The following is a 26001-nucleotide window of genomic DNA, read 5'->3' on the forward strand; positions in this document are numbered from 1 at the left end:
GTTGCTCGTATTAGCAAAAATATTTTGTATTGATGTATGTGCTTATGCCGTCATGAGTAATCATACCCATTTAGTATTGTATGTTGATGATAAGAAAGTGAATAGGCTAAATGATAAAGCGATTATTATTCGCTGGCATAAACTGTGTAAAGGCACATTGCTAACGCAAAAATATGTACAAGGTGAAAAGCTAAGTAAAGTTGAACTCATCTTTTTCAATCAAACGGTTAAGCAATACCGAGAGCGCTTATCAAGTATCAGTTGGTTTATGCGGTTGTTAAATGAAAACATTGCTCGCAGAGCAAATAAAGAAGATAACTGCACTGGCCGTTTTTGGGAGGGACGATTCACGTCTCAAGCATTATTAGATGAAGCAGCCCTTGCGGCCTGCATGGCGTATGTCGATTTAAACCCCATTAGAGCCAAAATGGCTAACACCCCAGAAGAGTCAGACCATACCAGCATCAAACAGCGTTTAACGTATGTAAAGGATGGCAAGCAACCAAAACAACTACTGCGCTTAGCAGGCATGCCACGTCAAATTATGCCAAAAGGGCTGCCTTTTGAGCTTAAATCGTACCTTGAACTTGTTGAGCTAACAGGGCGCTGTATACGAGAAGACAAACGTGGTTATATTGAAAGTACACACTTACCCTTACTCGAAAGAGTTAACATCTCCCCAGAAAACTGGTTAAAGCTCACCACACAATTTACACGTGTATTTCATGGTGCAGTCGGCAGGCCAGCCTCACAAGAAGGTTATTGTGAAAACTTAAACCGAAAGCGGCGAGCGAATATCAGTAACTGCGAAAAGCTCCTGGCATAAAACTTAAACTACTCAGTAAAACTATTCAGTAATAAATCAAAACTGCATTATGCAGTCATTTTCATGCGTGTAATTTAGGTTTAACAGTGATAATTGCTTATTTAATGTGTAACGCGCGAGTAAAGATATAAAAAGAGGTGAACTCTTAGCCCAAAAAAGTAAATTTAGTGGCGGCCAGATTAATTTACAATTGGAGTGGCTGTCTAGTTTAATGCGTCATGATAGGTACAACTACTTCAGAGTTAGACGCTGCATCGCAGGCTATATGCCCGTCAAAAGCGTGAACATCTTCAATTAATTGTGTTTCAGCGGTTGCCGATATCACGCGTAAACATTCAACAATCGATTGTACCCAGGTAGAAACCCGGCTATGGTTTGTTTATCAAGATAAATAAACCAGTTAATTTACAGGTTCGTTATGTCTCACGGAGGTTTTATCGCTCTATGAATGTTTTTCTAATAATTGCAGGTACATTAAGTGCTGTTGTAGCAACTTTGCATTTGGGTTGTATTTATTTTGGAGGTTCTTGGTATCGGTTCTTCGGTGCAGGAGAGCAAATGGCATTACTTTCTGAGCAAGGAAGTATTAAACCAACTCTTATTACTAGTGTAATTGTTCTGATTCTATCAACTTGGTCATTGTATGCATTTTCAGCCGCAGGTGTTATTTTTAAACTTCCATTCATCCGCCTAGCTCTTGTATTAATAACTTTTATTTATTTAGCCCGCGGTGTTGCTGGATTCTTTCTAATAAATAACCCTATGGGGCGTTCGCCTGAGTTTTGGGTTTGGAGTTCTATTATTTGTTTATCTTTTGGTATTGTTCATCTTATTGGTTTAAAACAACAATGGGCAAGCTTGTGAGTAAAGTGTAATCTAATAAAGAATCAAACAAGGGCTATTACAATTGGCTTTTGGTAAAGCATTATATTTATAGTTAACTACTGGCCGCCAATAATTGACGGAACAAGGAATATTAAAATGGATAAAATGTCAGTTCACATAACCTCTAAACCTTTAGAGACTTACCCGCAAAAACAAACTTTAAAGGTGGTAGCTGGTGAAGTAACCGAAAAAGCGACTATGTACAAAGCAGCGGTTCAAAGTGACCAAGTGGATATATCTGAAGAAGGAAAAGAAAAAAGTCTGGAAGATCAAAACCGAGAGGCGTTACGTAAATTATCCGGCAATGAAGATGCAAGTCAGGCGTCACAATCAGAAGGTGACCCTATTGATGAACAGATTGCTGAAATACAAGAAAAGATAGAAAAACTACTACAGGAAACTGCATTATTACGCAGTAAAGATGATGAAGAGTCGCAGGCTAAAGTGAAGGTGCTAGAAGCAGAAATTACCGGGCTTAACACTCAACTTATTGAATTATTGAGACAGCAATTAGAATCGGGTAAATAACAAGCACAGTAAGTATATGCAAAGGTAATTGGAGACAAGAACGTTATTAATAACATAATAAAGACGCTCACCTTAATGTTAAAACTAAAGGGGTTAACCCCTGATCTTACTGATCAAGTTACTTAATTAACCAAAGTGGCTTATTTAAAGCCGCTACTTACTTTAAAAGCGCAGCGGCTTTTATTTGCTTTATGAACTAGTTTGCTGTCATCAACATTAGCTTTGCCTCTTTACCGTCTGTTAATACTGCGACGTTACCTTTATCAGTTATAAACACATCTCTTAACCTGCCTGCAGCCTTAGGAAATACGTGAGACTGTGTAAATTCACCATTGGCCAGATTAACGCTGTAGAGCTTTTTATCAACAAGAGTGGTGATAAGCACATGTTGCTGTAATGAGGGAAACGCTGCATGTTTAGAGCCGTAATACGCCATGCCTGATGGCGCTATTGATGGCGTCCAATTAACACTTGGTTTTTGCATGCCTTTATATTCGGTAAATGGTGAAATACGCGCTTGCGAGTAATCCCTACCATAGGTGATTACCGGCCAGCCATAATTAGTGCCAGCGGTTAAGTAGTTTAGCTCGTCACCGCCTGCAGGGCCGTGCTCGTGGCTAACAATTTGCTGCGTATCGTAATCATAAACTAAGCCTTGAGGGTTACGATGACCAAGTGAGTAAACAGCATGTGCATTTAGGTTTTTGTGATTAATAAATGGGTTATCTGTTGGTATGGTGCCATCTAGGTTTATACGTAATATTTTACCAAGTTGGCTGGTGATAACTTGTGCTTGCTCTCTAAAGTCAAAACCATCGCCCGTTGAAACTAATAACGTATTGTCGGGTAGGATAAGGGAGCGACCAGCGTAATGTTGTGGTGTGTTTTTATCAGTCGCTACTTTATAAATAACGTGTGGCTTTGAAAAGTCAGTGCCATTAAACGTGGCTTTGGCAACAACAAGCCTGTTTTCGCTTGCATCACCTTGGGCATAGGTAAAAATAACTTCTTTGGAGTCGTTATAATCTGGTGATAATACAATGTCGAGTAAACCACCTTGGCCTGCAACGTATAAACCTGTTAGGTTTAATTTTACTCTTGATTGCACGTTATTTTTAACTATAACTACATGACCATCACGCTCTGTTATTAACCATGTGCCGTTTGGTAGTTCAACCATGCTCCACGGAGACTGTAATTGCGTAGCCAGTGTTTGTGTACTGTATTGCTCCTTTGGTAGCGCAACATCTGCATTAACAGAAAACGAAAAAAGCGAAAGCAAAGTAAAAAAAGAGATACATTGTTTACGGGGCAAGCCTTTGCTAGCATGGCTTGCATAAGAGAAAAGCTTTATTTTAAGTTGAGATAACCATGTCGTTTTTAACACGTATATTGCCTTCATTTTTAGTTTCTTGGTTACTTACATTCACACTTGCTAGCTTGTTTCATAGCCAATACGTTGTCAATCAATTAGTTAATGTAGGTGTAGTAGTGGGCTTTAGTGATCGTGCTAGTTTAACGCTTGATGATTGGTTAGGCCTATTACCTACCTACGGCGCTATTATTGCCGTAGCACTTGCCATCGCTTTTTTTGTTACCGTAAAGCTTAATAAAAAGGTTAAAAAATACAGTACTCAGCTATTTGTTATTGCTGGCATTGTGGCATTTGCTATTGTGTTAATTGCCATTGAATCAATTATGAATATTCATATTATAGCGGGCGCAAGAGGCTGGGGTTTTTATGCTCAACTGCTTGCAGGCGCGGTAGGTGGTTTTGCGTTTTCGCAATTAGTTAAGGCAACTTAAAACCAAAAAGCGTGTTAGATGTGTGAATATAAGTACGGCTTATACGTTATTTAGTGATTAATAAATAAAGGCCGCTGTCTATTGTAAACAGCGGCCTTTAAATATGATTTTTAGAGTTAAATTAAAAAATTAAACTAATTAGTTTGTAGCTACTTAGCCCAAAAATTAGGATTAAAACGGGTAGGGTTACCAGGTTTAACACCAAAGAGTTAGTGTAGTTTCCCATAACCCCTTTTTGATTAACCAGCCATACAAGGTAGGTGCTAACAATAGGGAGTAATAACCCGTTAGCCGCCTGTGCGAATATAATCACCGCGACAGGGTCTAAACCGAGTGAGGCCACCGCAGCACCAAACAATAAAATAACAATAGCGACGCCTTTAAAACGTGAGTTACCCATATCGTTTGACCAACCTAACATGCCACACACGGCGTAAGCACCGGCAAGTGGCGCTGTAATAGCACTTGTTAAACCTGCAGCAAATAAACCAATAGCAAAAAAGTAATGAGCGGCATCACCAAGCAATGGCTCTAGCTGCACGGCCATGTTAGCCGCACTAATTTGCCCCGCATCGGTGCCATAAAATGCAACTGAAGCTGTAGATAAAATAGCTAAAGTGATCACACCGCCTAAAGTGATTGATAGACCTGTATCAACATTTGTTTGTTTAATCACTTTTTGCATGTCGCTGTTACTGTCGTGTCTAGCAGCGAGTACGCCGGAGTGCAAAAATAAGTTATACGGCACAATGGTAGTACCAACTAAAGCTAGTATGGTTGTAATAGAGCCTTCAGGCATACTAGGAATAAAACCAGCAAATACATCACCCAGTGAGGGCGCTGCCATTACAAGTGTTGAGATAAACACTAAGCTCATTAAAATAACGAGTAAAATTAGCGCGTTTTCAACCACTTTATGTTTGCCGCTATACAGTAAAGCTGCACTAAAAAAAGCAATAAGTGGTGTCCATAGTTGAGGACTAACTTGAGGGAATATTTCAATTAGCCCCATGCTAGCGCCACTTAAATTACCCGCTTCATAAGCTGCACTGCCCACACCAATGGCGCTAATGACTAAAAATATAGCTAAAGATTTAAATAAAGGCGTTTGAATATGTGCTCTGAGCGCTTGAGCTAAATCTTGCCCGGTAGCAACGCCAAGGCGCGCCGCCATAGATTGTAATAATATAGTGGCAACTACTGAAAACAGTAATGTCCATATAAGTGCAAAACCAAAGTTTGCACCTGCCACGCTGGCGGTAGTAATAGTCCCTGGTCCAATGAAGGCAGCGGTGACGAGTAGTCCTGGTCCTAATCGCATAATTGACCTTAATAGTGCTATTGCATGTTGCTATTTAAAGTTACATCTAACGTTTAAAACCAATATTTATACGCGATGCCTGTAGTGTTATTGCTGCCACTTTAATTAAGTGCCCTGCAGCGATTATCGCCCCTTGGCTGGTTCTTTTTTAATAAGCATATGTTATACCAACCCGCAATAATACTTAATCAATTTGAGGGACTAAATCTGATGCTAACTGCGTTAAAAATTTCTGATATAGGACAACTAAAGAACGAAATTTTTGCCTGGTTATCGACACGATTTTCTCACCTCAGAATAGATCACTTAATTAAGCGAATTGCTATTAAAAAAGGTCGCGTAGGATACCAACTTGTATATAAATTTAAAGGGGCTACAGTGCGTTTGCATGAATTTCAAACGAATATACAAGCGAATCAAATGAATGATGCCGATATTTATATCGGCATCATTATATTTACTTTATTAGGTTTTTAATCGCTTCTAAGCCTTTTTTTAGGGTATCTGCATCGGTAGCATAGTTAATACGAATACACTCGTGCTTGTGCGCCCAGCTGTCGTCAATGCCGATAAAAAAGTTATGCCCAGGAATTACATACACGTCTTGCTCTTTAAGCTTTTGATACAACACCTCGCTTGTCATTTTTGCATCTTTAAACCACAGCCACATAAAAAATGCGCCTTCAACTTTGTGCAAATAAACAGGCAATTCGGCAAATACTTCATCAAACAACTCAATCGCTATGTGTGCTTTATTACGATAAAAAGGCAACACAACGTTGCGGCACAGTGGGAGTAGTTCGTTGTCGTTAATTAAGCGTGTCACTAAGCTTGGACCAATACTATTTGGCGATAACACCATGCTGCCGTTTACGCGGCCAATTGCTTTAATAATCTCATTATTGGCAACCACAATACCGCTGCGTAAACCCGGTAGGCCCAGTTTTGAAAGTGACATACATAAAATAATATTTGAGTTCCACGTTAGGTTTGCATCGGTGTAAATACAACCTGGGAACGGATCGCCGTACGCGTTATCAATAATGAGTGGAATACCATATTGCTTAGCGAGCAAATCAAGGTGTTTTACTTCATCGTCAGTAATTACATTACCTGTTGGGTTGGTAGGGCGTGATACGCACAGCGCGCTTATGCTGCTGTCGTTTGCTAGTACTTTTTCAACTGCTTTAAAATCAATTACGTATTTAAACTGTTTTGATGCACTACCTGTATTTAAAATTTCGATATCAGGCTTTATGGCAACAAACATATCAGCCGATAAACCTTGATCGGCATAACCTATGTACTCTGGCGCAAGGGGAAATAAAATCTTTTTATGGCTGCCATCCGGCATCTCACCTGCCAACATATTAAACAACACAAAAAAGTTAGCTTGGCTGCCATTACCAAGCGCTACGTTATCGGCACTAATATCCCATGCATACTCTTTACTTAGCTGGCCTGCTAATGCAGCTCTAAACTCGTCGTTACCGGTAGGGCCGTCGTAAAGGCCAAATACTTGCGATACCTTGTTACTGGCAACGAGTTTTTGTAATTCACTTAAAAAAACCTCATTTACTTGTGGTACTAATGCAGGGTTACCGCCACCGAGCATAACAATATTAGGATTGTTACTGTTTTTAGCACCGCCTAAGTCTTCCATTAATTGGGTAATGCCGTTGGGTTGTGTAAATTTAGTGCCAAAGTTTGAGTAGTTCATAATGCATAGCGTTTGTTAGTAATGGGGAGAGCAGTATAGCGTAAATAAAGGGCTTAAATCCGATGATGAGAATAATTCAATGCTTAGCTTTGTAGTTGGCTATGACAATAAAATTTCTATAAAACAAAGGCTAAGTTAAGACTTTTTAACGCCGTATAAAAACTCTTCGCCGCAGTCCATATACAAATCAAATTTGGTCATAACTTTGGTAAACATGGGGGCGTGTAAAAATTCGTTTAACCATGCGCGTACATGCGTGTATTCACTTTGTAAGTACCAGTGTTTATCTACGCGGGCAAACTGTCTAATAAATGGCAGCAGAGCATAATCGGCTAGGCTTTTTTCATCGCCCATTAGGTACTTATGTGTGGTTAGTTTTGCTTCAAATTGCTTAATAAACTCTTCGCAGGCTTTTTGGTAATAAATTTGTGCCATGTCTTTTGTGCGAGCATAAAACTTATACTTTTCAAGCACTGGTTTAAATTTCGTGTCGTTTAGCTTAATTAATTCAAGCATGCGCTCAAGTGCTAATGGGTCTTGAGTATGCAGTAAATTATGTGGGTCGTTTTGCTTTAAAGCCCAGAGCATAATGTCTAGGCTTTCATCTATTACGTGGCCATTAGGTAATAACAAAACTGGCACCGTACCTTTTGGCGATATGTGTAAAAGATGCGGTGGTTTGTTTTTAGTTTTAATAGCGCGTAGTAGCACGTGTTGCTCTGCCATTAAAATACCCATTCGTGCACGCATTGCGTATGGGCAGTGTTGTAATGAATATAATAATGGCAGTGTCACTTTATTACTTACCTTAGCTATTTAAGCCTTCAACATATTGCTGACGTGTTTTTACTTTTACCATGTGATTTAATTGATCAGCTGCTTGTGTTTGCCCGCTAATTAAATCTTGGAAATGGGCGAGTAACACGGCTTTATCTAGTTTTTCTTTATCGCCTGAGCCAATGTCAGTTAAATCAATCATGAACTCGTCAAACTTATCGGCATAATCGGTCACAATATCCATATTTAAAAATTGCTCATGATTATAAATGCTCGGGTAGCCGCCTTTTTGTTTATCAATGGCAAAACTAATGCCTTTAACATTGGTAACGGTTGTTTCTTTTTTACAGCTCAGCATACAGCTTGCGTCAATACGTGGTTTTTTACAGCCAACGGTTTGCTGGAAAAAACACTGGCGGCTGGTCATCATTAGTATTGGGTGATAAATGCTGTACATCATTTTAAAGTTGTTAGGGCGTTTAATACTGCGCATTTGCTGCTTGTTTATTTCGTTTGAAATAAACGCGCCTTTAGCATTTAAATCTTCTTGTAGCGTTAATAACGCATAAGAGTTTGTAGTGTTTAATAATGGACCTGCAATCCAGTCAATGCCCATTTGCACTGCTTTAAATGCAACCCCTGTGTTGTTACTAATAATAAGCTTAGGTTTTACAACCTCGAGCAAACGCACTGCTTCTTCAAAATCTTTACCAATTAACACCGCCGGGAACCACGGAATTAACTGCGGGTGCTCTAAAAATACGTTGATGTATTTATCGTTATCGGTTCTAAAGCTCTCAGGTAATTTAAAGTAAACATCGCCATTTGTTAAATCACATAGGTGAACGTCTTTTATGTCCGATATTAAAATAGAGAGTGTTGTTTTGTTTTTATCTGCTTTTTCGTGGTTTACTAGTTTTGGTAATTCAACAGGGGCGAGTACGTCTTTGCCTTCGTTTAATAAAAACGCGACTTGCTTTTTAATACGGGCGAGCTCTTTAAACGGAATGCTTAAGTTGTTGCCTAAGTTTGAGTAATCCATATTTTTAATTTCAAAATTGGCATTACTAAAGCTTTTAAAGCGTTTATCAATAGCAGCAATATCAACAACCGATTTATCGGCGGTTTGCATAGGCATTTGCGATTGAACTTCAAAGCGTAGAGGCTCTTTTTCGTTTTTATTTGAAAGCGTAATATCGTTTTTATCTTCAATAATTATGTTTACAGTGAATGGCTGATTTAATTGCCCTGTAAATTCTAATGTAAGCTCGCGCTTTGAAATATCTAAAAATTCAATTTTCTTTTTAACTAACGAATCAATTTCACTTTTTTGAGTGGAAAGCTCTTGCTGTGCATCGTAAATTTGCACGACCGAAATTGCGTTGTTTTTTTCGTTTGCGTGATCAAAGCTATGGTCGCGCGGGTTATCGGTAAACATGTTTTTGGTCATGTCGCCGGTTAAAAACTTATTGGTAAAGTTACGGTTAAACACTTTATACAAGCTTGAATCGTCTTCAATTAGGTTACCGGTTTGCACAAACGTGTCTATTTGTTTGCGCCAGCTATCAATAACCGTATGTACGTAGTTAGCGCCTTTTATACGGCCTTCTACTTTTAACGAATCAACACCTGCAGCTACTAGCTCTGGCAGGTCAAAATAAGCTGAATTATCTTTTAAGTTTAATGGGTGTTTGTTACCCATCGCAGTTGGCTCGTATTCATCACGACACGCTTGCGAGCAGCGACCACGATTACCCGAGTTACCCACACTTACTGAGCTTGAATAACATTGCCCTGAAAACGCAATACATAATGCGCCGTGCACAAATACTTCGGTTAATACGTCGCATTTATGCGCTACGTCGGTCAGTATTTTAATTTCAGTTAAGTTAAGCTCGCGCGATAAATTTACACGTGTAGCGCCAATGCGCGCTAAAAACTCAACTTGTGATTCGTTATGCGTGGTTAACTGAGTTGATGCGTGAATATGCAACGTAGGAAAGTGCTTTTTAACTATATTGAACAACCCTAAATCTTGCACAATAATACCGTCGAGCGTGGTATTTACTAGCTGATTTAATAGCTTAAATAGCGCACCCATTTCGTGCTCTAATATAACTACGTTTAGCGTTAAAAAAATCTCACAGCCGTATTCATGGGCTAGGCGAAGTGCGCCGTTAAGCTCATCAAACGAAAGATTAGACGCTCGGTTACGTGCATTAAAGGTATCTAACCCACAATAAACCGCATTAGCACCGGCTACAATGGCGGCTTTTACCGCGTTTACATCACCGCCTGGGGCTAATAGTTCAATCTTTCTACTCATGACAACTTCACTTCGCTCATATTTAATTGCCGCGAATTTTATCTGGTTAAGCACGTTAATGCTATTTATTGAGGGATATAATAAAGACTAAAATAAAAGAGTGTATAAAATTACAATTAAGCAGGCTGATTTATTACGTAAACATGTAATAAAATGATAGTTTATAAGCAAGCAACACTTTCAACTTTACTTAGGCGATACCCATCAGTAATCAAGATCTTAAACAGTTAGATACAGATTTAAACCGTGAAGAATCTGTAATTATTAACACCCAACTAAAAATAGCCACATTTAACCTGTTTAACTATCTTGAGCCACCCAATGCATATTATGAGTTTGAGAAAATTTATACCGCGCAGCAGTGGGCTAAAAAGCAGCGTTGGATTGTTGATTACTTAACAGAGCATGCCCCTGATGTGATTGGTTTTCAGGAAGTGTTTAGTATTGATTCGTTAAAAGAGCTAGTTGCTGAGCAAGGCTATAATTACTTTGCGGTGGTAGATACACCAGAAGTGATTGACGACTTTATTTATAAGCGCCCCGTGGTAGCGATTGCCTCTAAATATCCCATAGTTGAGATAGCAGCGGTTGAGCATGACAGCGAGCTTGCAAGTACGCTTGGCCTTAATAGTGAGTTTATTTTTAGTCGTAAGGTATTGAGAGCGACCGTTACTTTGCCGCATATAGGCAATACTGATTGTTATGTGGTGCATTTTAAATCTAAGCGCCCGATGATTAATGTTGATGAACACAACAAAGAGCTAGCGCCCGAGCAAAACATAATTGAGATTTTAAAAGCGAATGTAGCGGGAGGGTGGGGCTCAACTATTCAGCGTGGCAGTGAAGCTACATTGCTAATGATACAAATGATTACTCGCCGCGAAGCTACGCAACAACCTATGCTATTAATGGGGGACTTTAATAACGACCTAGCTGATGGTGTGCTCAGTCATTTACTTACTAATACGCTACGTTTTGCTCCTGCGTTTGACGCTAAAACCTACTTAGCAAAATATTGTTTAAATGATTCATGGGATTTGTTTGTTAAGTCGCAGCTAAGTATTGATGAGGTTTCTAGCGATGAAGCAATAACAAACGATGAACAAAGTGATTGTGATAGCAGTAACAGCGAGATTGTTGATTCAGCGGATAAAAGCCAAGTAAAAAATATAAACATAACAAAGCCAGCACCGTTAAGGCGGCCAACACATTATTATGGCGCGAGCAGCTCTGTGCTTGATTACATTTTATTGTCGTGTGAGTTTGACGCTAGTTACGATGACAGCTTTTTTGAAGTCAGTGGTTATAACACTTACGACAGGCACTTAATAAACCCCGAGTATGAGCGTGATGATTTAACTACCGACCACGGTGTTGTATTGGTTACCCTTAAACTAAGAAGCTAGGTTTTCTCATTTAATAACTTACAGCGTACGATTAAGCTAAAAAAGAATTAAGCTGCAATATGCATAATTATGCTAAAATCATAAATTAACAATTACCCATATTGCAGCGAAACTTGACCTGCAGTCTTTATGTGTATATTTTATCGCCAGAATTTTTGCATTAAATTAATAACAAATCACTAAAATGGTAAATATGGAATTTTACACTTACTCGTATCACACGCGAAAGATGGACTTAACTTCGCAAGTACACACTTTCTTCGTAAATCTAATTTATAATTCTAAATTGTTAGTGAAAGCTTTGCTTTTTGCTTTGTTTATTAGTTTAAGTAGCGCTTACGCGCAAGAAACTACCTCATACAGTTTAATCAATGAATCTAACGCAGGGCTGCTAAAAAGAGCCGAATTACTTATGGATACTGACGTTATAACAAGTATCGAACTAAGTAAGGCGTTGTTGTTACAAGCGCAAAGTGCTGATGACACGTTACTCAGCGCAAAATTACATAACTTATTAGGTAAAGCGAATAAAAAAAATAACAATATTAATGAATCGCTTCATCACTTTTCACAATCCTCGGCTTATTACAGTAAATTAAATGATCCACGCAACCAAATAAAGGCGTCTATTAATTATATAAAAATATTATCAGATGAAAAACGTTATGACGAACTTGCTAAACGCATTGAAACTTTATTACCAACAACGCTTGTGTATGGCGATGAGTTTTTTATAGCACAAGTACTCCTAACAAAAGGGGATTCGTTTTATGAACAAAAAAAATACAATGACGCGATCACGCAATATTCATCTGCTTTAAAATACCTTGTAAATAAAGACGAACAAATACAAAAACAGTTAGGTGAAACGTATAAAAAATTAGCTCAGTCGTATAAGCGCCTTGAAAATAGAGAGCAAACGGCTCATTTTTATACCAAAGCTTTAGAGATATATACTAATTTAGATGATTTAAAGTTGATGGCGCGTACATTAAATACACTAGCAGAAGCGCAGCGCTATTTAGACAACTTAGTTTTAGCCCTTGATTACTCCACTCGTGCATTAGAAATACATAAAGACATTGACGATCCTGTTGGCTTAGCTAAAGCATTATTAGGTGCTGGTATTATTTATCGCCATATCAACCTTTATGAAAAATCACTTAAGCATATAAATGAGGCATATTTATATTATAAAAAAGTAAATAACGTGCTTGGGATTGCTAAAACATCCAATCAAATGGGGCTGCTATACACACGATTAAAGCAGTTTGATCAGGCCGAGATTTTCTATCAAATAACCATTGATTTACCAAAAGGTGTGGTCGAGGAAAAAACGCTCGCGTCGGCCTTAAGAGAAATGGCTGTTATTAACTATGAGTCTGGCGACTTAGAATCAGCGATGAAATTTGCTCAGAAAGCTTACGTAACTTATAAAACCAAAAATCTTACATCCTACATTTCTATAACAGCGCGTATTATTGCTAATATTTATCGTGCCCAAGGGAATAAAAACAAGGCTATAGAGTATTACAAAGAGTCGTTGTCGTTCGCCAGAGAAACGGGCAGTAAGCTTTATGAGATAAAGTCGCTAACAGCGCTTGCGGCGATTTTAATTGGTATTGATACTAATGAGGCGATTTCTTTACTAAAAAGGTCACTCGCTTTATCAACCGAAATAGATGATAAGTTACATATGCTATACGCTTATCGTGAAATTCGAATAGCAGAAAAACAGCGTGGACGAATAAATGAATCACTACGTTACGCGGAAGAAGAAATAGCCCTGACCGGAATCATTCAATACGAAAGAGACGAAAGTAAGCTTGCTCTTGAAAAAGCACATTTGCATTCTCACAAAATGGAAATAGAGCTGGAAACGTTAAGAGAAAAAGAAAAACTCCATCAACTTGAGCTTGAAAAGAAAAACAATGAAATTGAAATATCAGGCCAAGCTAGGGTTATATCAGAGCTAGAGCTTGCAAAAAACAAATACGCGAGTATTGCGCTCGCATTTTTATTAGCCGCTTGTTTAGCTATTGTTTTATTGGTTTATCGAAGCTTTATTGCCTCTAAAAAACGTAATGAAGAGTTAGACTATTTGGCCGCGCGAGACCCTTTAACCAATTGTTATAACCGCCGCATTTTATTTGAGATTATGAATCGCGACTTTTTGGATTTACCTCAGATTGAAGAATATTGTATTTTAATGGTCGATATTGACCATTTTAAAAGCGTTAACGATACTTATGGGCATAGCATTGGCGACACCGTACTTTGTGGCGTTGCCAGTCTTTTACAAGCCAATATACGTACGAGCGATAGCGTTGCCCGTTTTGGTGGCGAGGAATTTTGTATTATTTTACCCAACACGACTCAAGAGCAAGCAATACGTATTGCTGAAGCTATTCGTATTAAAGTAGAAAAAGCGATATTTGATAATATTCCTGTTACGTGTAGTTTTGGGGTTACGTCTATTAAATTTAAAGCCAGAACACCTTCTGAGTTAATTGAACAGGCCGATTTAGCACTTTATGAGGCTAAATCTTTGGGTCGTAATCAAGTTGTGTTGTGGGATTGTGCGTTTGAAGAGTTTAAGCTTTTTAGATCGGAGTAAACCTAGCTGTATACAGCTCAGTTTTGATGTTATTTTTAAAATCATAACAAGTAAATTTTATACAACGCCGTGAGTTACTTACATATGTAATTAGGCTTATTAAATTAACCCTTTAAATATCAGTGTATTAACTTAGGCTTTAAAATTGCATTCTAAACTAAGTTAAAAAACAAAATAAAGGATTTAGTAATGACTGAAGTTGCACTTTCGGCCTATTTGGCATTTTACCTCTATTTAATTATGTTGCTTGTACAGTGGGCTGTGGCTACGTTTAGCAAAGCTAAAGAGCCAAATGCTGTACCAGGTAAAATTGACGAGGATTTATCGCACGATAGCTTTATATTTAGAGCGCATCGTACGTTTCATAATACGCTTGAAAACAGCGCATTATTTATAGGTACGGTGTTATTTGCGTTTGTAATTAATTATCAAAGCCCGGTTTTTGCTATGTGTATTTGGGTGTACTTAATTGCGCGTTTAATTCACATGGCGCTGTACTACACTATAGCAACGGAGAAAAACCCAAGTCCACGTAGTTACTTCTTTTTAATTGGTGTGCTTGCTAATGTGGTTATGCTGATAATGATAGGAATAAGGTTAATTTCTTAGATTATATATCACTTTTTCATTAACTAATTTGTTAGTTCTTGAGTTGGGATAATAAGTGATATTGAAATAACAAAAAAGCGAAGGGCTTAATTGCTTCTTCGCTTTTTTTAGCTGTTTACTTTATGTTGTAATAGCTAATTAATTTTGTAAATTAGTGACTATAAAATTAGATGCCTAACTTATTCAATATTAATTTGTGTATTATTGATCAATCCGTCGTAAGTTACTGACACAATAGCAGTACCATTAGCGCTTGATTTACTGGCTATTCTATAAAGTGCCTGATTAGTACCAGGGTCAATTATTTCAGCACTCACTATATCACTACCATTAAGGCTCCAATCAGCAAATTCGGTAACATTTAAGCTAGAAGGAGAAGTAGAGTAGTTAGCTGTAAGTGTTAAATCTATTGTTTGCAACGGCACTAAAGTGAGCGGGCTTTCGCCATCATTAATTTGAATGCTATCGAGAGTTGCACTACCAGTCACTTCTACAGCTACTACCTGCTGTTTGCCACCACAAGTACCAATTAATTGAGTAACACCAGGCTTTAGAGCAAACAAAGTAACATTTTCACTATCTTCAGTAGTAATACCGACGTTATTTGTATTTGGAACCGACCAACTTATTGTAGAGTCGATATCAAAAGCGGATTTTTCGTTTACTAAGTTCCCTTGTGCGTTAACTTGTAAACGCGACCCGACGTTTAATATAATTAGATCTGTTGCAACATCATTAACTAAAACATCAATGTTTTCTAAATTAACGGGATCAGCAGTAACTATTAATTGGCTCGTAATATCCCCAATTCTTGCAGTAACCGATGTGGTTTCGATTTCGGCTGATGAAGTATACAAAGTCCCATCTGAATCAATCGTTGCTGTGGTTGTGTCATCTAATACGAAACTCATATCTTTAACTGTATTTAACGAGGTATAGCCGTCTGCATAGGTAACATCGCCATTAATGCTTGCATCAATACAGGTATTAATATTGCCTGTTTCAGGCGACGCTTGCTTTAGTTGTATACTTGTTACAGCTTCATCGTTTATAGACATTTCGCCATCACCAGAAATATCATTAATGGTTGTGCCTGTAATTGTAATTACACCTTGATTAGCCGAAGAATTAGCTACTGCAGTTACTAAACCACTGTTACTCACGGTTGCTATGTCGGTATTACTTGAGGTCCAAGTTAGTTCATTAGTAACATTTCGCGTTTCGCCGTTACTATCAAGACCTGTTGCGCTAAGTTGATGTTTTTCACCGGCTCTTAAACGAGTTTGATCGTTCTCAATAGTGACTGATTCTATAATAGTGCCTTCAGTACGAAGTTTTTCCAGTGTGACTGCTTTTACTAAGTCAGCTGATTCGCTATCAGAGCCACAACCAACGATGCCTGTTAAAAGGACCGCGATAACTGATAATTTAGGAAGAGTGTGTAGTTTTGCCATTTTAGGGAGAATGCCTTTTTATAATATACGGACGACTAAAACTGGTATGTAAAACCAAGAGAAATTGCTGTAATTTCAATATCATCTTTGTTGTATAAAGATTGATAACCAAGTCTAATTTGTGTGTTGTCTATGTAAGGAATATCTTGATGTATGGCAAGCCCCCAAGCAAAACCTTTATATTGAAAATCGCCGTTAATTGTTTCTTCTGGTCCGGCAACTGCAATGTCTGTCTGTGCATATCCTAAAGAAACGTCTAAGCCAAAGCCATTAACAACATCTGATTGCATAACAAAAAACAAGGCAACACTTTTTTCTATATCGAACTCAATATTATAAATATTATCAGTACTTAAAGAGGTTAAATATTGGGCTTCAAAAGCCATATTGTTATTACTTACGCCTAAACGCAGTGCTGCTGCTTTAGGTTCTGTATCTTCGTTATTAATTGTGATTTCAGGTAAAACATAATCTACACCAATATAAGCGGTGTCAGCAAAAGACTGAAAAGATGCGCAAAGAAAAAGTAGAGGAAGTATTTTTTCCATAAAGAGGTTAACTATCCGTAAATTTTTATAAGACGATGATGGTATATAATTGGCTAAACTTAATCAAGGAAAGGTCAATGTTTGAGCCTAAATAAGGTATTAAAAAACCACCTTTATTAAAGCTTTAATAAGTTACGCACCTTTGCTTATAAACTTGGATGAAAAGCATTCGAGAGCTGTTTTGATTCTTTATAATTCTTAAAAAAACGTTTTTAGTAACTAAAAAACGAAGAGCGTGTAGGGCATCTTCGTTTTTATTTTTTGGTTCAATTAGCCGTTGAGGCATTACGAGACAACAGCTAAAAGATGAGTGAAATAGTCGCGCAGTGATAAAACCAAACTTTATAATACATAGTGGCTATAACTGTTTTGGTCTATACGATTAATCTATTCCTATAAACCCACCTGTTTGGTGTGTCCATAGAGCTGCGTAAATTCCACCTTTAGCGATTAGTTCTTCATGAGTGCCTTGCTCAACTACGCCGCCATCATCAAGTACAATTAATCTATCCATTTGTGCAATGGTTGATAATCTGTGCGCTATCGCGATTACTGTTTTGCCTGTCATTAAATCATCAAGACTTGCCTGAATTGCGGCCTCTACTTCAGAGTCGAGTGCGCTGGTGGCTTCGTCGAGTATAAGTATGGGGGCATTTTTAAGTAGCACACGTGCAATAGCAATACGTTGGCGCTGACCGCCCGAAAGAGTAACACCGCGTTCGCCCACTTGAGCATCAAAGCCTTTGTTGCCTTTGCTATCTACCAAGTCGTTTATAAACTCAAGTGCTTTAGCTTGTTTGGTGGCGTTAATCATCTCAGCTTGCGTTGCATCGGGGCGACCGTACAAAATATTATCTTTTACTGAGCGATGAAGCAGGGAAGTGTCTTGCGTAACCATCGCTATATAGCGGCGTAGGCTTTCTTGGCTTACATCTGTGATGTTTTGCCCATCAATTTTTATTGTTCCTGAGTCGGTATCGTAAAAACGCAGTAATAAGTTAACAAGCGTTGATTTACCTGCACCAGAGCGGCCGACTAAACCAATTTTTTCGCCAGGTTTAATGTTTAAGTTTAAACCGTTCATTACAGGGCTTCGATTAGTCTCGTTTGCAGCTTTGCCGTAGTTAAAGTGTACGTTGTTAAACTCAATAGCACCTTGGCTTACGTTAAGCGTATCGGCATTTGGTTTATCGGCAACTTCAATAGGGTTAGACAGTGTTTTCATACCATCGGCTACTGTGCCAATGTTTTCGAACAAGCTGCTTATTTCCCACATGATCCACTGCGCCATACCGTTTAATCTAAGCGCTAAGCTAACTGCTACTGCAATAGCACCTGCGCTAATCGCACTCAGTGACCATAAATAAAGAGACACTGCGGTAACCGAAAAGACTAATAAATAATTTAAGCTTTGAATAACAAAGTTTAGGCTGGTTACCAAGCGCATTTGTTTGTACACAGGCTGTAAAAATACATCCATGCTTTGTTTTGCGTATTGCTCTTCACGTTGGGTATACGAAAACAATTTAATAGTAGAAATATTTGTGTAGCTATCAACAATTCGACCAGTCATTTCTGAGCGCGCATCGGCTTGTGAGCTGGCAATTTTTTTAAGGCGCGGTACAAAATAAAGCTGTACGCAAATGTATAAAACTAACCAAACCAGTAAAGGGATCATTAAGCGCCAATCAGCTTCGGCAACTAAAAATACCATTGAGCCAAAATAAACCACTATGTACATTAATACATCGAGTAGTTTGGTCACTGTTTCGCGAACGGCTAAAGAGGTTTGTAATACTTTGGTGGCTATTCTTCCTGCAAACTCATTTTGATAAAAGCTCACACTTTGGCGCAGTAAATAACGATGCGCTAACCAGCGAATCGACATAGGGTAATTGCCCAGCAATGCTTGGTGCAAAATAGCAGAATGAAAAAATACGACTACGGGCAATACCAGTAAGAGCATGACAGCCATTTTGATAAGTTCTGATTTTTGCTCTACAAACAAGGTTTCGGGAGTGTAGGCCGTTAACCAATCAACAAGCTGCCCCATATAGCTAAATAAAGAAACCTCTAAAATAGCGAGCATGGCGGCGCTGATTGACATTAGCACTAACGACAGTTCCATTCCTTTGGTGTAGTGACGGCAAAAAGCAAATAAAGTCGAAGGCGGCTGAGTGGGTTGGTCCTCAGGAAATGCTTTTGTCATTTTTTCAAATAATCGATACATTTTAAAAACTTAAATGGCAAATAATGATGGCTATTATACCATTTAAGTATTTTTAAATGCAGGTTTGTAAGGTATTAATTGTGAATATGCTAGAGCGTTATTAATATAAACTTATGTATAAAAGAACACCTAAAAACACTTCACTTACTTTTATAGCATTGGGTTATTTAGGTTTGTACCTTTGCTCATGTATAAATCGTCATATCTGAGGCCACCATTTCCGTAAGGCTTTTTAATTGGGCCTGTATTACAGTTTGCTAAAAAATATATAAGAGGTTGTTCGCGCTTCATTCTAAATTGTGCATTTTTATACACCAGTGTTTGCTTGCTAAATTCACCACCTTTTACGTAAACATCATATTGCTGACCTTGCTCTGAGGCTGCTGCGTTATTAACAACATACCATACGTCGTACCAGGTATTTGTTTGCAGAGGTTTAGCTGACTGTTTGGTAGTGTAGTTTTGAATGTTGCTATATCCGCTGTCGGTTTTAACCATTAAAGCGCCATCGTTTACAAGCCCGTTTGATTCTGTTTTATCGGTTACGCGAAGTGTTGGCTCAAACGCATCGTACGCATGTTTATTAATTAGCTCTGGCGTAAGGTTGCTTAATCCAAAAGCATGGTTATTAGGAAAAGCAGCCACGTTTATACGCATATAAAATGTGTAGGTGTCACCAACTTCAACCGCTTGTGGAAGTTTTGTATAAGAAAGCGCTTTACGATTTCCTACAATCCCCTCAGCTGCAGGCTTTTTTAGTAAATAATGATTTGTTGATGCAGATGCTTGTTCTGGTTGTATAACTGTTATTTGTGGGTTTTTAACCTGTGGTTTAGTTTCATTTTGGGTATCGACACTTTGCCACTTGCTAAGTGAATTTTCAAAGTTATCAATAAGTAGCCAATCGCTCGATGTACTTTTTTGAATGGTTGAACATGCTGATAGCGTGCTAAACAAACATAGAATTAAAATGTGTTTGGAAGACATAATTGGCTCTCGTAATATTATTGATATTTGGTTAACCAATTTAAATTTTGGCTATAGTTTTTATTGAGAGTTATGTAACCAATTTAATGTTTTTATGTCAATCATTAAAGCAATACGTAATGGCGTGGGAACTGCGAAGATATAAAAATTATTATTCCATTCAGAAAATTAACCAGTAAACTTATTCATTAAATCAACTCAGCAAATTTCAGCTGAGTTTAAAATAATTTAATAGTTAGGATGTTATATGTATACGGGTTCGTGTTTGTGCCGTGAAGTAAGGGTTGAAGTGTCGGGCAGTATAACCAGCATTATCCATTGTCATTGTTCACTGTGCAGAAAAAACAGCGGGACTGCATTTGCAACCAATGGCTTTGTAAATACAGATGACTTCACAATAACCAAAGGAAAAGCACTACTTAGTGAATTTAGTTTTAAACCAGGGCGCACTCGTTACTTTTGTAAGTGGTGTGGCTCGCCAGTTTATAGTAGCAATAATGATGACAAAAGCAGAATACGAATTCGTTTAGGAATATTTGATAGCGATATTACTGAGCAGGTTTTATCGCATAATTTTGTTACGTCTAAAGCTAACTGGGAGAAGTTAGAAACAAGCTTACCGTGCTATGAAAAACATGAACCTGGACGGTAACGCGTTTTATTCAATGTGGTAAATGCTGTTAATACTTTTATAAAGGTTTGGTGCAAAATTTATAAACACAGGTGAGTTTTGTATTTCATCAACGTTTATGTGCATTAATGTTTGCTGGCTTAGTATGATCACTATATTTTTGTATTCGTTAAACTCTATTATCGCTAAGCACTTAAAATGTTGCCTTAAAAGTACTAAAAGCATTTGCAGCTCTTGGCCAGTTTGTGGGTTTAAATTAATGATTACTTGCGTATTTTGCTCACTGCAGCTATTTATATTTTGCCAAAAGCTATCGCTGGTTAAAAAAGGCTGGTGATATTCACCACTAAAAATATCGATAGTAATTACGTTAAAGTGATCAGTGCATTGGGTAATATATTGTTCGGCGCATTGTAAATAGGTGCTGTGCTTAATTGGTAACTTAAAGTGCTGGGCAGCAATTAAGGCAATGTGTGGGTTTATTTCTACCGTGTTAAATGTATTGATGGTGTTTATGTAAGGCGTACTACTTTGCAAGTGATACATAATTCGCTCAAACCCTGCAGTGCCTAAACCTAGATTTAATATATTTAGTGTATCTACCGGTTTAAGTAAAAATAACATCATACACTGGTTTACCGGTACGATTACTTGCTCAGGGTGTATAAGGTTCATAACGCCCTGAATTGTAATGTCTTCATTGGCTTTTTGTGCAAGCGTTAACCAACGGTATTCTTTATTTTGATACACGCATACGGGGCCGTATGCACTTTGCTGCGACTCAATAAGGTTACTTTTAATTGTATCTTCTTTTAGCTGACGCATAACTTAAACTATTAATATATACACAATGACAGTGTGCCACGAAAAACACATTTTTAAATAGATTATTGTGTAACAAGGTTTGTAATTTAACCTCTAAATATAATATTGTATTAGCTATTAATTCGTTAGACGTTATTCAAGGATTGAAAATGAGAACATTTATTTGCGCTGTTCATTTTGTGTGTGCTCAGTGGATGAAAAAATTAGACTCAAGAAATAAAAATACGGCCATAAATGCTGCAGCATTGTTAGCCATGATATCTACTGTATATAGTTTTCTTTTAGCTATGACGTTTGACATTCGCTACTTAGATAAAATAATCAGTACTTTTAAGCAAAACCCTTTACTTATTGGTGCTTTATTTTACGCAATCGTAATTGGAATTGTGTTTTTAATTTTGGGTGATTTTAACGGTTATAGAAGTAGAGTTAGATCTTGTACAAATAAAGGGAGCTTTAAAAAATATATTTTAGGAATAAAGCTGTGGATGTTTGGGTTAATTCCTATGACCGGTATTATGTTGATTGTACGACTCAATTAACTCTCTAACTATTACTATAACTGCGCTTTAGCGTGCTCCTTTCTACATCTACCTCAAATGTATTGCCATAAAATCTTAGTTAAGTAATGGTTACACTATAATAATTAGGAGCTAATAGATGCTTAAAACACCTTTGAAAGTCACAACAACTTTACTCAAATTTACTGCAATTGCAGGCGCTTGCACACTTGCATTATCAGCACATGGTGAAACGCAATTACAATATACCGACCAACAAAAGTTACACGATATAGCAAGTGAAGTGTCGGCTACCCGTATAGGTAGTGACATTCAAACGCTGGTGGATTTTGGTACTCGCCATACGCTTTCAGAGACTAAATCGGATACGCGAGGTATTGGTGCGGCTAGGCGTTGGATAAAAAAAGAATTTGAAAAAATATCTGTGCAGTGTGGTGGTTGTCTGGAAATTATTGAAGTAAAGGACACTATATCGGGCGAAAAACGCATTCCTAATCCTGTTGAAGTGGTTAACATAGTGGCTATTCAACGTGGGTCGAGCGAGCCTAATCACATAGTGATGATGTCGGGTGATATAGATTCACGTGTAAGTGATGTTATGGACTTTACGAGTGATTCACCGGGGGCAAATGATAATGCATCGGGCGTGGCAGGAGTAATAGAAGCAGCTCGTGTTTTAAGTAAATACAAATTTAATGGTTCGGTAGTTTACGCGGCGCTTTCGGGCGAAGAGCAAGGTTTGTTTGGCGGTAAAATATTAACGGCTTATGCACAAAAGCATAACTGGCAAGTTCATGGTGTTTTAAACAACGATATGATTGGCAATATTACCGGTATTAATGGGGTAACTGATAACACGACTGCACGTATATTTTCAGAAGGTACCCGTGTTGTAGAAACAAAAGAGCAAGCTAATACTCGGCGCTTTACAGGTGGTGAAGTCGATTCTGCGAGTCGTAATTTAGCTCGCTACATAGATACTATTGCTGACAGATACATTCCTAATTTAGATACAATGCTTGTATATCGATTAGATAGATTTGGCCGTGGTGGGCATCATCGTCCATTTAATGACGCAGGTTTTGCAGCAGTACGTATTATGGAAACTAACGAGCACTACGATCGTCAGCATCAAGATTTACGCACTGAAAATGGTGTTGATTATGGCGATACAATTGATGGCGTTGATTTTGATTATACCGCTAAGCTAACCTCACTTAATGCGGTAACGATGGCGTCTATGGCGTGGGCACCCGCACCGCCAAAAGAAGTTAAAATAAAGGGCGCTGTTACAGCTGATACGTCGTTTTCATGGCAAGAAAGCAGTGATGAAAATATTGCTGGCTATAAAATTTATTGGCGTTATACGAGCGAGCCGCAATGGCAGTTTAGTAAATACGTGGGTAATGTTTCAAAATATACGCTTGAAAATGTGGTAATTGATAATTATTACTTTGGTGTAGCCTCTGTTAGTAAAGACGGTGTTGAGTCACCAGTAGTTTTTCCGGGTGATGTAGGTTCGTTTGATCACAATATAAAATAATAGTTTGTCTAAAAACACAGCAAACAGAGAGCTTTAAGGTGCAAATGGGAGTTTTATGCTTGCACCTTATTTACTAAGCCCTTAGAGTGTAAAAAAAGAAGTAAAAGGTTATTAAAAATGCAACAACAAGAAAAAAAGCCGTTAACAGCAAAAGAGCAAGTTATAACTGATGAGCAAAGAATGCAGTGGCAACGCGAATGTTTTCAAGCAGCGCAAAAGCATTTAGCCGAAAAGGGCATTATGCCAAAATCAGTAGTTGATAAAGACAGCCGATTTTTAGCACCACTTTGTGCAATGTGGAAATTTAAAGCCCAAAACGGTAAAACATATTGGGTAGTAACAGGGCGCTTACCTACAGATCATGCTGAAGTTAGTGCAGCTACAGATGCTCGCGATGCAATGCGCTATTTTTCTTTGCAGTGGCAATTAAAAGCGGATCAAATTATGAGTACAGGCGCGCGTGATAAAACACAGGTAGATTTTGCTAACTTACTTATAAATAGAGCACATGGCTTGTACGAAATGTATGATAATGAACCGCTGTGGGCAAATGAACCAAAGTAGCTACAGTTTGGGTTAAGTAAAAAAGTAGAGGGTGATAGCTTATTTATTGCCCTTTATATTTTAATTAATGTACAAGTGTGAAGGGGGTTGTATTAAACGCCAAAACAGAGCATTGCATACGCTGTCTAGGAATTCCCGCCTCCATAAAAACATTTCCTTGCTGAATAAAGCCATTTCGCTTAAAACGCTCTACCTCATTTAAAATACAATTAATGCTTACTTCTTCTATACCTTGTTTTGACGCTAATTCAACAATAAAGTTAAGAAGTGATTTATATACTTTGCGGTTTCGATGCTCGGGTAATACCGCTATTCTGCCGATTAAGCCATCTGTACACAGCCGACCTGTTGCAATAGGGCAGTTTGCATCGTCTGTAACAAGTACATGTAATGCAATTTTATCTAGGCCGTCAAATTCGATGTGCTTGGGGATATGTAACTCGTAAACAAAAACTCGTTCTCGAATTTTTTGTAGCATATCTTTTTTTATATCCCATTCAACCTTATCAACCAGATAGCCCATTGCAAACTCCTATTGATACCCAATTAAAATGAGTAAGCAATCACAGCAAAATTATTTAAGCCAATATCAGGTGAAAATTAAAATTTTTAACTAACCTGTATACACAATACTTTACGCTGCAAAATGCTCATCATTATTAATAAAATTGGTATTATTACTCTTGGTCTATATTAAACCAGATCCCCTCATTAACAAGTGTAGTAAAGGTTTGAGTAAAAACTAAACTTGGGTTTGTTAAATTTAATGCTGAACTTTCAAATTCAATATTATCGGTAAGTAGTTTTACCGCCGCTAAGTCAGTTAATGGCATAGCGTAATTTTCACCGTTTACACTTAATAACACTTCGGTATCGAGTTGCTGATAAATAGCACGCGTGCCACCTAAACGCTCAAACACAGCTTCTTCATCACTTAAATCATCGCTTATTTGCTCAGGTGTAAATGGAGGTTCTACTGGTGCTAAATCCATTTCATGTTTGGGCTGACTAAGCGTTGAGCCTAACCATTGTTTAAATAAATCGTCATTTTCTAAAAGTGCCGCCATCAATGTTTTAACTTTATCAACTTCAAGGTTTGTAAGTTCACCTTTTGATTTTCTGAGCGTGATGTTGTGATCGGTATAACGTTTTTGTCCGCTTTCGGTATCAATAATATGATCGGCAAAGCTTGAGAGTAAATCTTGTTGATTTGGCGCCCTAAAACCAACTGAATAATTTAGTGCATTTTCTACAGCGTAACCTTCGTGAGGGCACCCTGGTGGAATATACAAAATATCGCCTGGTTCTAATATGCAATCAATTACGGCTTCAAAAGGTTCAACTTGCAGTAACTTTTTGTTTTGAGCAAACTGTTTAAGTGTTGGATCAGAGAGGCCTACACGCCAATGACGTTTACCTTCGCCTTGAATAATAAATACGTCGTATTGGTCTAAATGTGGACCAACACCACCATTAGGCGTTGAATAGCTGATCATTAAATCATCTATGCGCCAGTTGGGAATAAACCTAAATGGTTCTAGCAGTTGTGCAGCATCGCTATGCCAGTGATCAACTGCTTGCACGAGTAAAGTAGAGTGATCGTCGGTTAACTGCTCAAAGTCTTCAAATGGACCTTGGTACGTTTGCCAGTCATTTTTATGATTGGTGATAATACGTGACTCTATGCTTTCTTCCATTGCTAGGCCGGCAAGTTCATTAGCATCAAGCGGGTCTTGAAAATTAGCAAAACCTTGTTTGATTAAAAGCGGCTTTTTTTGCCAAAAATGGCTTAAAAACTCTTGCTCAGACAAATTATTTATTTTTAATTGATACATACATTATGCCTACTAGTTAGTGCAATGGGGTTAAAACAAAAA

The 26001-nt window shown here is 37.9% G+C and carries 24 protein-coding genes and 1 pseudogene; 12 read left to right on the plus strand and 13 right to left on the minus strand.

Annotated features, from left to right (window positions below):
• A partial coding sequence (locus GQR45_RS13020; protein WP_165725441.1) for a transposase occupies nucleotides 1–826 on the plus strand: 826 nt, incomplete at its 5' end.
• 211 nt (nucleotides 827–1037) lie between these two features.
• On the opposite strand, the pseudogene GQR45_RS21575 reads toward GQR45_RS13020, so the two are convergent.
• Nucleotides 1038–1243, minus strand: a pseudogene (locus GQR45_RS21575) (GAF domain-containing protein); the annotation flags it as partial.
• A gap of 27 nt (nucleotides 1244–1270) precedes the next feature.
• Here GQR45_RS21575 and GQR45_RS13030 point away from each other — a divergent pair.
• On the plus strand, nucleotides 1271–1690 hold the full coding sequence (locus GQR45_RS13030; protein WP_165726160.1) for a hypothetical protein: 420 nt from the start codon (nucleotides 1271–1273) through the stop codon (nucleotides 1688–1690).
• 117 nt (nucleotides 1691–1807) lie between these two features.
• Nucleotides 1808–2239: a DUF3450 domain-containing protein gene (locus GQR45_RS13035; protein ID WP_165726161.1), complete on the plus strand. Its 432-nt coding sequence runs from the start codon at nucleotides 1808–1810 to the stop codon at nucleotides 2237–2239.
• 196 nt (nucleotides 2240–2435) lie between these two features.
• Here the strand turns inward: GQR45_RS13035 and GQR45_RS13040 are convergent, their stop codons facing one another.
• On the minus strand, nucleotides 2436–3626 hold the full coding sequence (locus GQR45_RS13040; protein WP_165726162.1) for a PQQ-dependent sugar dehydrogenase: 1191 nt from the start codon (nucleotides 3624–3626) through the stop codon (nucleotides 2436–2438).
• On the opposite strand from GQR45_RS13040, the gene GQR45_RS13045 reads away from it, so the two are divergent.
• Nucleotides 3611–4045: a hypothetical protein gene (locus GQR45_RS13045; RefSeq protein ID WP_165726163.1), complete on the plus strand. Its 435-nt coding sequence runs from the start codon at nucleotides 3611–3613 to the stop codon at nucleotides 4043–4045. The two genes, GQR45_RS13040 and GQR45_RS13045, sit on opposite strands and share 16 nt — an antisense overlap.
• A 121-nt stretch (nucleotides 4046–4166) precedes the next feature.
• Here GQR45_RS13045 and GQR45_RS13050 read toward each other — a convergent pair whose 3' ends face one another.
• Nucleotides 4167–5366, minus strand: a complete 1200-nt coding sequence (locus GQR45_RS13050; protein ID WP_165726164.1) for an Nramp family divalent metal transporter — start codon at nucleotides 5364–5366, stop codon at nucleotides 4167–4169.
• A gap of 210 nt (nucleotides 5367–5576) precedes the next feature.
• On the opposite strand from GQR45_RS13050, the gene GQR45_RS13055 reads away from it, so the two are divergent.
• Nucleotides 5577–5843, plus strand: coding sequence for a hypothetical protein (locus GQR45_RS13055; protein ID WP_165726159.1), 267 nt, complete (start codon nucleotides 5577–5579; stop codon nucleotides 5841–5843).
• Here GQR45_RS13055 and GQR45_RS13060 read toward each other — a convergent pair.
• From GQR45_RS13060 to GQR45_RS13070, 3 genes are all read right to left on the minus strand, one after another.
• Entirely contained in the window at nucleotides 5824–7086 is a 1263-nt protein-coding gene (locus GQR45_RS13060; protein ID WP_101217370.1) for a valine--pyruvate transaminase, read from the minus strand. The two genes, GQR45_RS13055 and GQR45_RS13060, sit on opposite strands and share 20 nt — an antisense overlap.
• Nucleotides 7087–7221: 135 nt before the next feature.
• Nucleotides 7222–7881, minus strand: coding sequence for a glutathione S-transferase (locus GQR45_RS13065; protein ID WP_165726165.1), 660 nt, complete (start codon nucleotides 7879–7881; stop codon nucleotides 7222–7224).
• 13 nt (nucleotides 7882–7894) lie between these two features.
• Nucleotides 7895–10189, minus strand: coding sequence for a peptidase U32 family protein (locus GQR45_RS13070; RefSeq protein ID WP_165726166.1), 2295 nt, complete (start codon nucleotides 10187–10189; stop codon nucleotides 7895–7897).
• A 296-nt stretch (nucleotides 10190–10485) separates the two neighbouring features.
• Between GQR45_RS13070 and GQR45_RS13075 the strand changes: the two genes are divergently transcribed.
• The 3 genes from GQR45_RS13075 (at nucleotide 10486) to GQR45_RS13085 (ending at nucleotide 14821) form a co-directional block, all read left to right on the plus strand.
• Complete coding sequence (locus GQR45_RS13075) at nucleotides 10486–11595, plus strand: endonuclease/exonuclease/phosphatase family protein (RefSeq protein WP_165726219.1); 1110 nt, start codon at nucleotides 10486–10488, stop codon at nucleotides 11593–11595.
• 292 nt (nucleotides 11596–11887) lie between these two features.
• Nucleotides 11888–14212 (plus strand): DUF2225 domain-containing protein, encoded by a 2325-nt coding sequence (locus tag GQR45_RS13080; protein ID WP_346774203.1) that lies wholly within the window; start codon nucleotides 11888–11890, stop codon nucleotides 14210–14212.
• A gap of 189 nt (nucleotides 14213–14401) precedes the next feature.
• The gene (locus tag GQR45_RS13085; protein WP_165726168.1) at nucleotides 14402–14821 is read left to right on the plus strand and encodes an MAPEG family protein; all 420 of its coding nucleotides are present in this window, start codon (nucleotides 14402–14404) and stop codon (nucleotides 14819–14821) included.
• Between the two features lie 179 nt (nucleotides 14822–15000).
• Here the strand turns inward: GQR45_RS13085 and GQR45_RS13090 are convergent, their stop codons facing one another.
• The 4 genes from GQR45_RS13090 to GQR45_RS13105 form a co-directional block, all read right to left on the minus strand.
• Nucleotides 15001–16275, minus strand: a complete 1275-nt coding sequence (locus GQR45_RS13090; RefSeq protein ID WP_165726169.1) for an Ig-like domain-containing protein — start codon at nucleotides 16273–16275, stop codon at nucleotides 15001–15003.
• 35 nt (nucleotides 16276–16310) lie between these two features.
• The gene (locus GQR45_RS13095; protein ID WP_165726170.1) at nucleotides 16311–16823 is read right to left on the minus strand and encodes a porin family protein; all 513 of its coding nucleotides are present in this window, start codon (nucleotides 16821–16823) and stop codon (nucleotides 16311–16313) included.
• 382 nt (nucleotides 16824–17205) lie between these two features.
• A complete protein-coding gene (locus tag GQR45_RS13100; protein WP_165726171.1) occupies nucleotides 17206–19053 on the minus strand; it encodes an ABC transporter ATP-binding protein in 1848 nt (615 codons plus the stop codon).
• A 150-nt stretch (nucleotides 19054–19203) separates the two neighbouring features.
• Nucleotides 19204–20040: a hypothetical protein gene (locus GQR45_RS13105; protein WP_165726172.1), complete on the minus strand. Its 837-nt coding sequence runs from the start codon at nucleotides 20038–20040 to the stop codon at nucleotides 19204–19206.
• A gap of 247 nt (nucleotides 20041–20287) precedes the next feature.
• On the opposite strand from GQR45_RS13105, the gene GQR45_RS13110 reads away from it, so the two are divergent.
• Nucleotides 20288–20692, plus strand: a complete 405-nt coding sequence (locus tag GQR45_RS13110) for a GFA family protein (protein WP_165726173.1) — start codon at nucleotides 20288–20290, stop codon at nucleotides 20690–20692.
• A gap of 6 nt (nucleotides 20693–20698) precedes the next feature.
• On the opposite strand, the gene GQR45_RS13115 is transcribed toward GQR45_RS13110, so the two are convergent.
• Nucleotides 20699–21496: a hypothetical protein gene (locus GQR45_RS13115; RefSeq protein WP_165726174.1), complete on the minus strand. Its 798-nt coding sequence runs from the start codon at nucleotides 21494–21496 to the stop codon at nucleotides 20699–20701.
• Between the two features lie 149 nt (nucleotides 21497–21645).
• On the opposite strand from GQR45_RS13115, the gene GQR45_RS13120 reads away from it, so the two are divergent.
• The 3 genes from GQR45_RS13120 (at nucleotide 21646) to GQR45_RS13130 (ending at nucleotide 24124) form a co-directional block, all read left to right on the plus strand.
• The gene (locus GQR45_RS13120) at nucleotides 21646–22038 is read left to right on the plus strand and encodes a hypothetical protein (RefSeq protein WP_165726175.1); all 393 of its coding nucleotides are present in this window, start codon (nucleotides 21646–21648) and stop codon (nucleotides 22036–22038) included.
• Nucleotides 22039–22156: 118 nt separating this feature from the next.
• Nucleotides 22157–23560 (plus strand): M28 family metallopeptidase, encoded by a 1404-nt coding sequence (locus GQR45_RS13125; RefSeq protein ID WP_165726176.1) that lies wholly within the window; start codon nucleotides 22157–22159, stop codon nucleotides 23558–23560.
• 117 nt (nucleotides 23561–23677) lie between these two features.
• On the plus strand, nucleotides 23678–24124 hold the full coding sequence (locus GQR45_RS13130; protein WP_007580192.1) for a DUF4826 family protein: 447 nt from the start codon (nucleotides 23678–23680) through the stop codon (nucleotides 24122–24124).
• A 64-nt stretch (nucleotides 24125–24188) separates the two neighbouring features.
• On the opposite strand, the gene GQR45_RS13135 is transcribed toward GQR45_RS13130, so the two are convergent.
• Complete coding sequence (locus GQR45_RS13135) at nucleotides 24189–24647, minus strand: GNAT family N-acetyltransferase (RefSeq protein WP_165726177.1); 459 nt, start codon at nucleotides 24645–24647, stop codon at nucleotides 24189–24191.
• 154 nt (nucleotides 24648–24801) lie between these two features.
• Nucleotides 24802–25959, minus strand: a complete 1158-nt coding sequence (locus tag GQR45_RS13140) for a cupin domain-containing protein (RefSeq protein ID WP_165726178.1) — start codon at nucleotides 25957–25959, stop codon at nucleotides 24802–24804.
• Nucleotides 25960–26001: the final 42 nt, after the last annotated feature.

It is taken from the genome of Pseudoalteromonas sp. SA25 (assembly GCF_011378705.1).
Classification (GTDB): Bacteria; Pseudomonadota; Gammaproteobacteria; order Enterobacterales; family Alteromonadaceae; genus Pseudoalteromonas; species Pseudoalteromonas arctica.

What these genes read in the sequence shown, in the direction of transcription:
- GQR45_RS13035 (WP_165726161.1), top strand. Translation starts at nt 1,808, where the DNA reads ATGGATAAAATGTCAGTTCACATAACCTCTAAACCTTTAGAGACTTAC.
- GQR45_RS13050 (WP_165726164.1), bottom strand. Translation starts at nt 5,366, where the DNA reads ATGCGATTAGGACCAGGACTACTCGTCACCGCTGCCTTCATTGGACCA.
- GQR45_RS13105 (WP_165726172.1), bottom strand. Translation starts at nt 20,040, where the DNA reads ATGTCTTCCAAACACATTTTAATTCTATGTTTGTTTAGCACGCTATCA.
- GQR45_RS13090 (WP_165726169.1), bottom strand. Translation starts at nt 16,275, where the DNA reads ATGGCAAAACTACACACTCTTCCTAAATTATCAGTTATCGCGGTCCTT.
- GQR45_RS13030 (WP_165726160.1), top strand. Translation starts at nt 1,271, where the DNA reads ATGAATGTTTTTCTAATAATTGCAGGTACATTAAGTGCTGTTGTAGCA.
- GQR45_RS13070 (WP_165726166.1), bottom strand. Translation starts at nt 10,189, where the DNA reads ATGAGTAGAAAGATTGAACTATTAGCCCCAGGCGGTGATGTAAACGCG.
- GQR45_RS13140 (WP_165726178.1), bottom strand. Translation starts at nt 25,959, where the DNA reads ATGTATCAATTAAAAATAAATAATTTGTCTGAGCAAGAGTTTTTAAGC.
- GQR45_RS13045 (WP_165726163.1), top strand. Translation starts at nt 3,611, where the DNA reads ATGTCGTTTTTAACACGTATATTGCCTTCATTTTTAGTTTCTTGGTTA.
- GQR45_RS13120 (WP_165726175.1), top strand. Translation starts at nt 21,646, where the DNA reads ATGAGAACATTTATTTGCGCTGTTCATTTTGTGTGTGCTCAGTGGATG.
- GQR45_RS13115 (WP_165726174.1), bottom strand. Translation starts at nt 21,496, where the DNA reads ATGCGTCAGCTAAAAGAAGATACAATTAAAAGTAACCTTATTGAGTCG.
- GQR45_RS13060 (WP_101217370.1), bottom strand. Translation starts at nt 7,086, where the DNA reads ATGAACTACTCAAACTTTGGCACTAAATTTACACAACCCAACGGCATT.
- GQR45_RS13085 (WP_165726168.1), top strand. Translation starts at nt 14,402, where the DNA reads ATGACTGAAGTTGCACTTTCGGCCTATTTGGCATTTTACCTCTATTTA.
- GQR45_RS13095 (WP_165726170.1), bottom strand. Translation starts at nt 16,823, where the DNA reads ATGGAAAAAATACTTCCTCTACTTTTTCTTTGCGCATCTTTTCAGTCT.
- GQR45_RS13110 (WP_165726173.1), top strand. Translation starts at nt 20,288, where the DNA reads ATGTATACGGGTTCGTGTTTGTGCCGTGAAGTAAGGGTTGAAGTGTCG.
- GQR45_RS13055 (WP_165726159.1), top strand. Translation starts at nt 5,577, where the DNA reads ATGCTAACTGCGTTAAAAATTTCTGATATAGGACAACTAAAGAACGAA.
- GQR45_RS13100 (WP_165726171.1), bottom strand. Translation starts at nt 19,053, where the DNA reads ATGTATCGATTATTTGAAAAAATGACAAAAGCATTTCCTGAGGACCAA.
- GQR45_RS13125 (WP_165726176.1), top strand. Translation starts at nt 22,157, where the DNA reads ATGCTTAAAACACCTTTGAAAGTCACAACAACTTTACTCAAATTTACT.
- GQR45_RS13135 (WP_165726177.1), bottom strand. Translation starts at nt 24,647, where the DNA reads ATGGGCTATCTGGTTGATAAGGTTGAATGGGATATAAAAAAAGATATG.
- GQR45_RS13130 (WP_007580192.1), top strand. Translation starts at nt 23,678, where the DNA reads ATGCAACAACAAGAAAAAAAGCCGTTAACAGCAAAAGAGCAAGTTATA.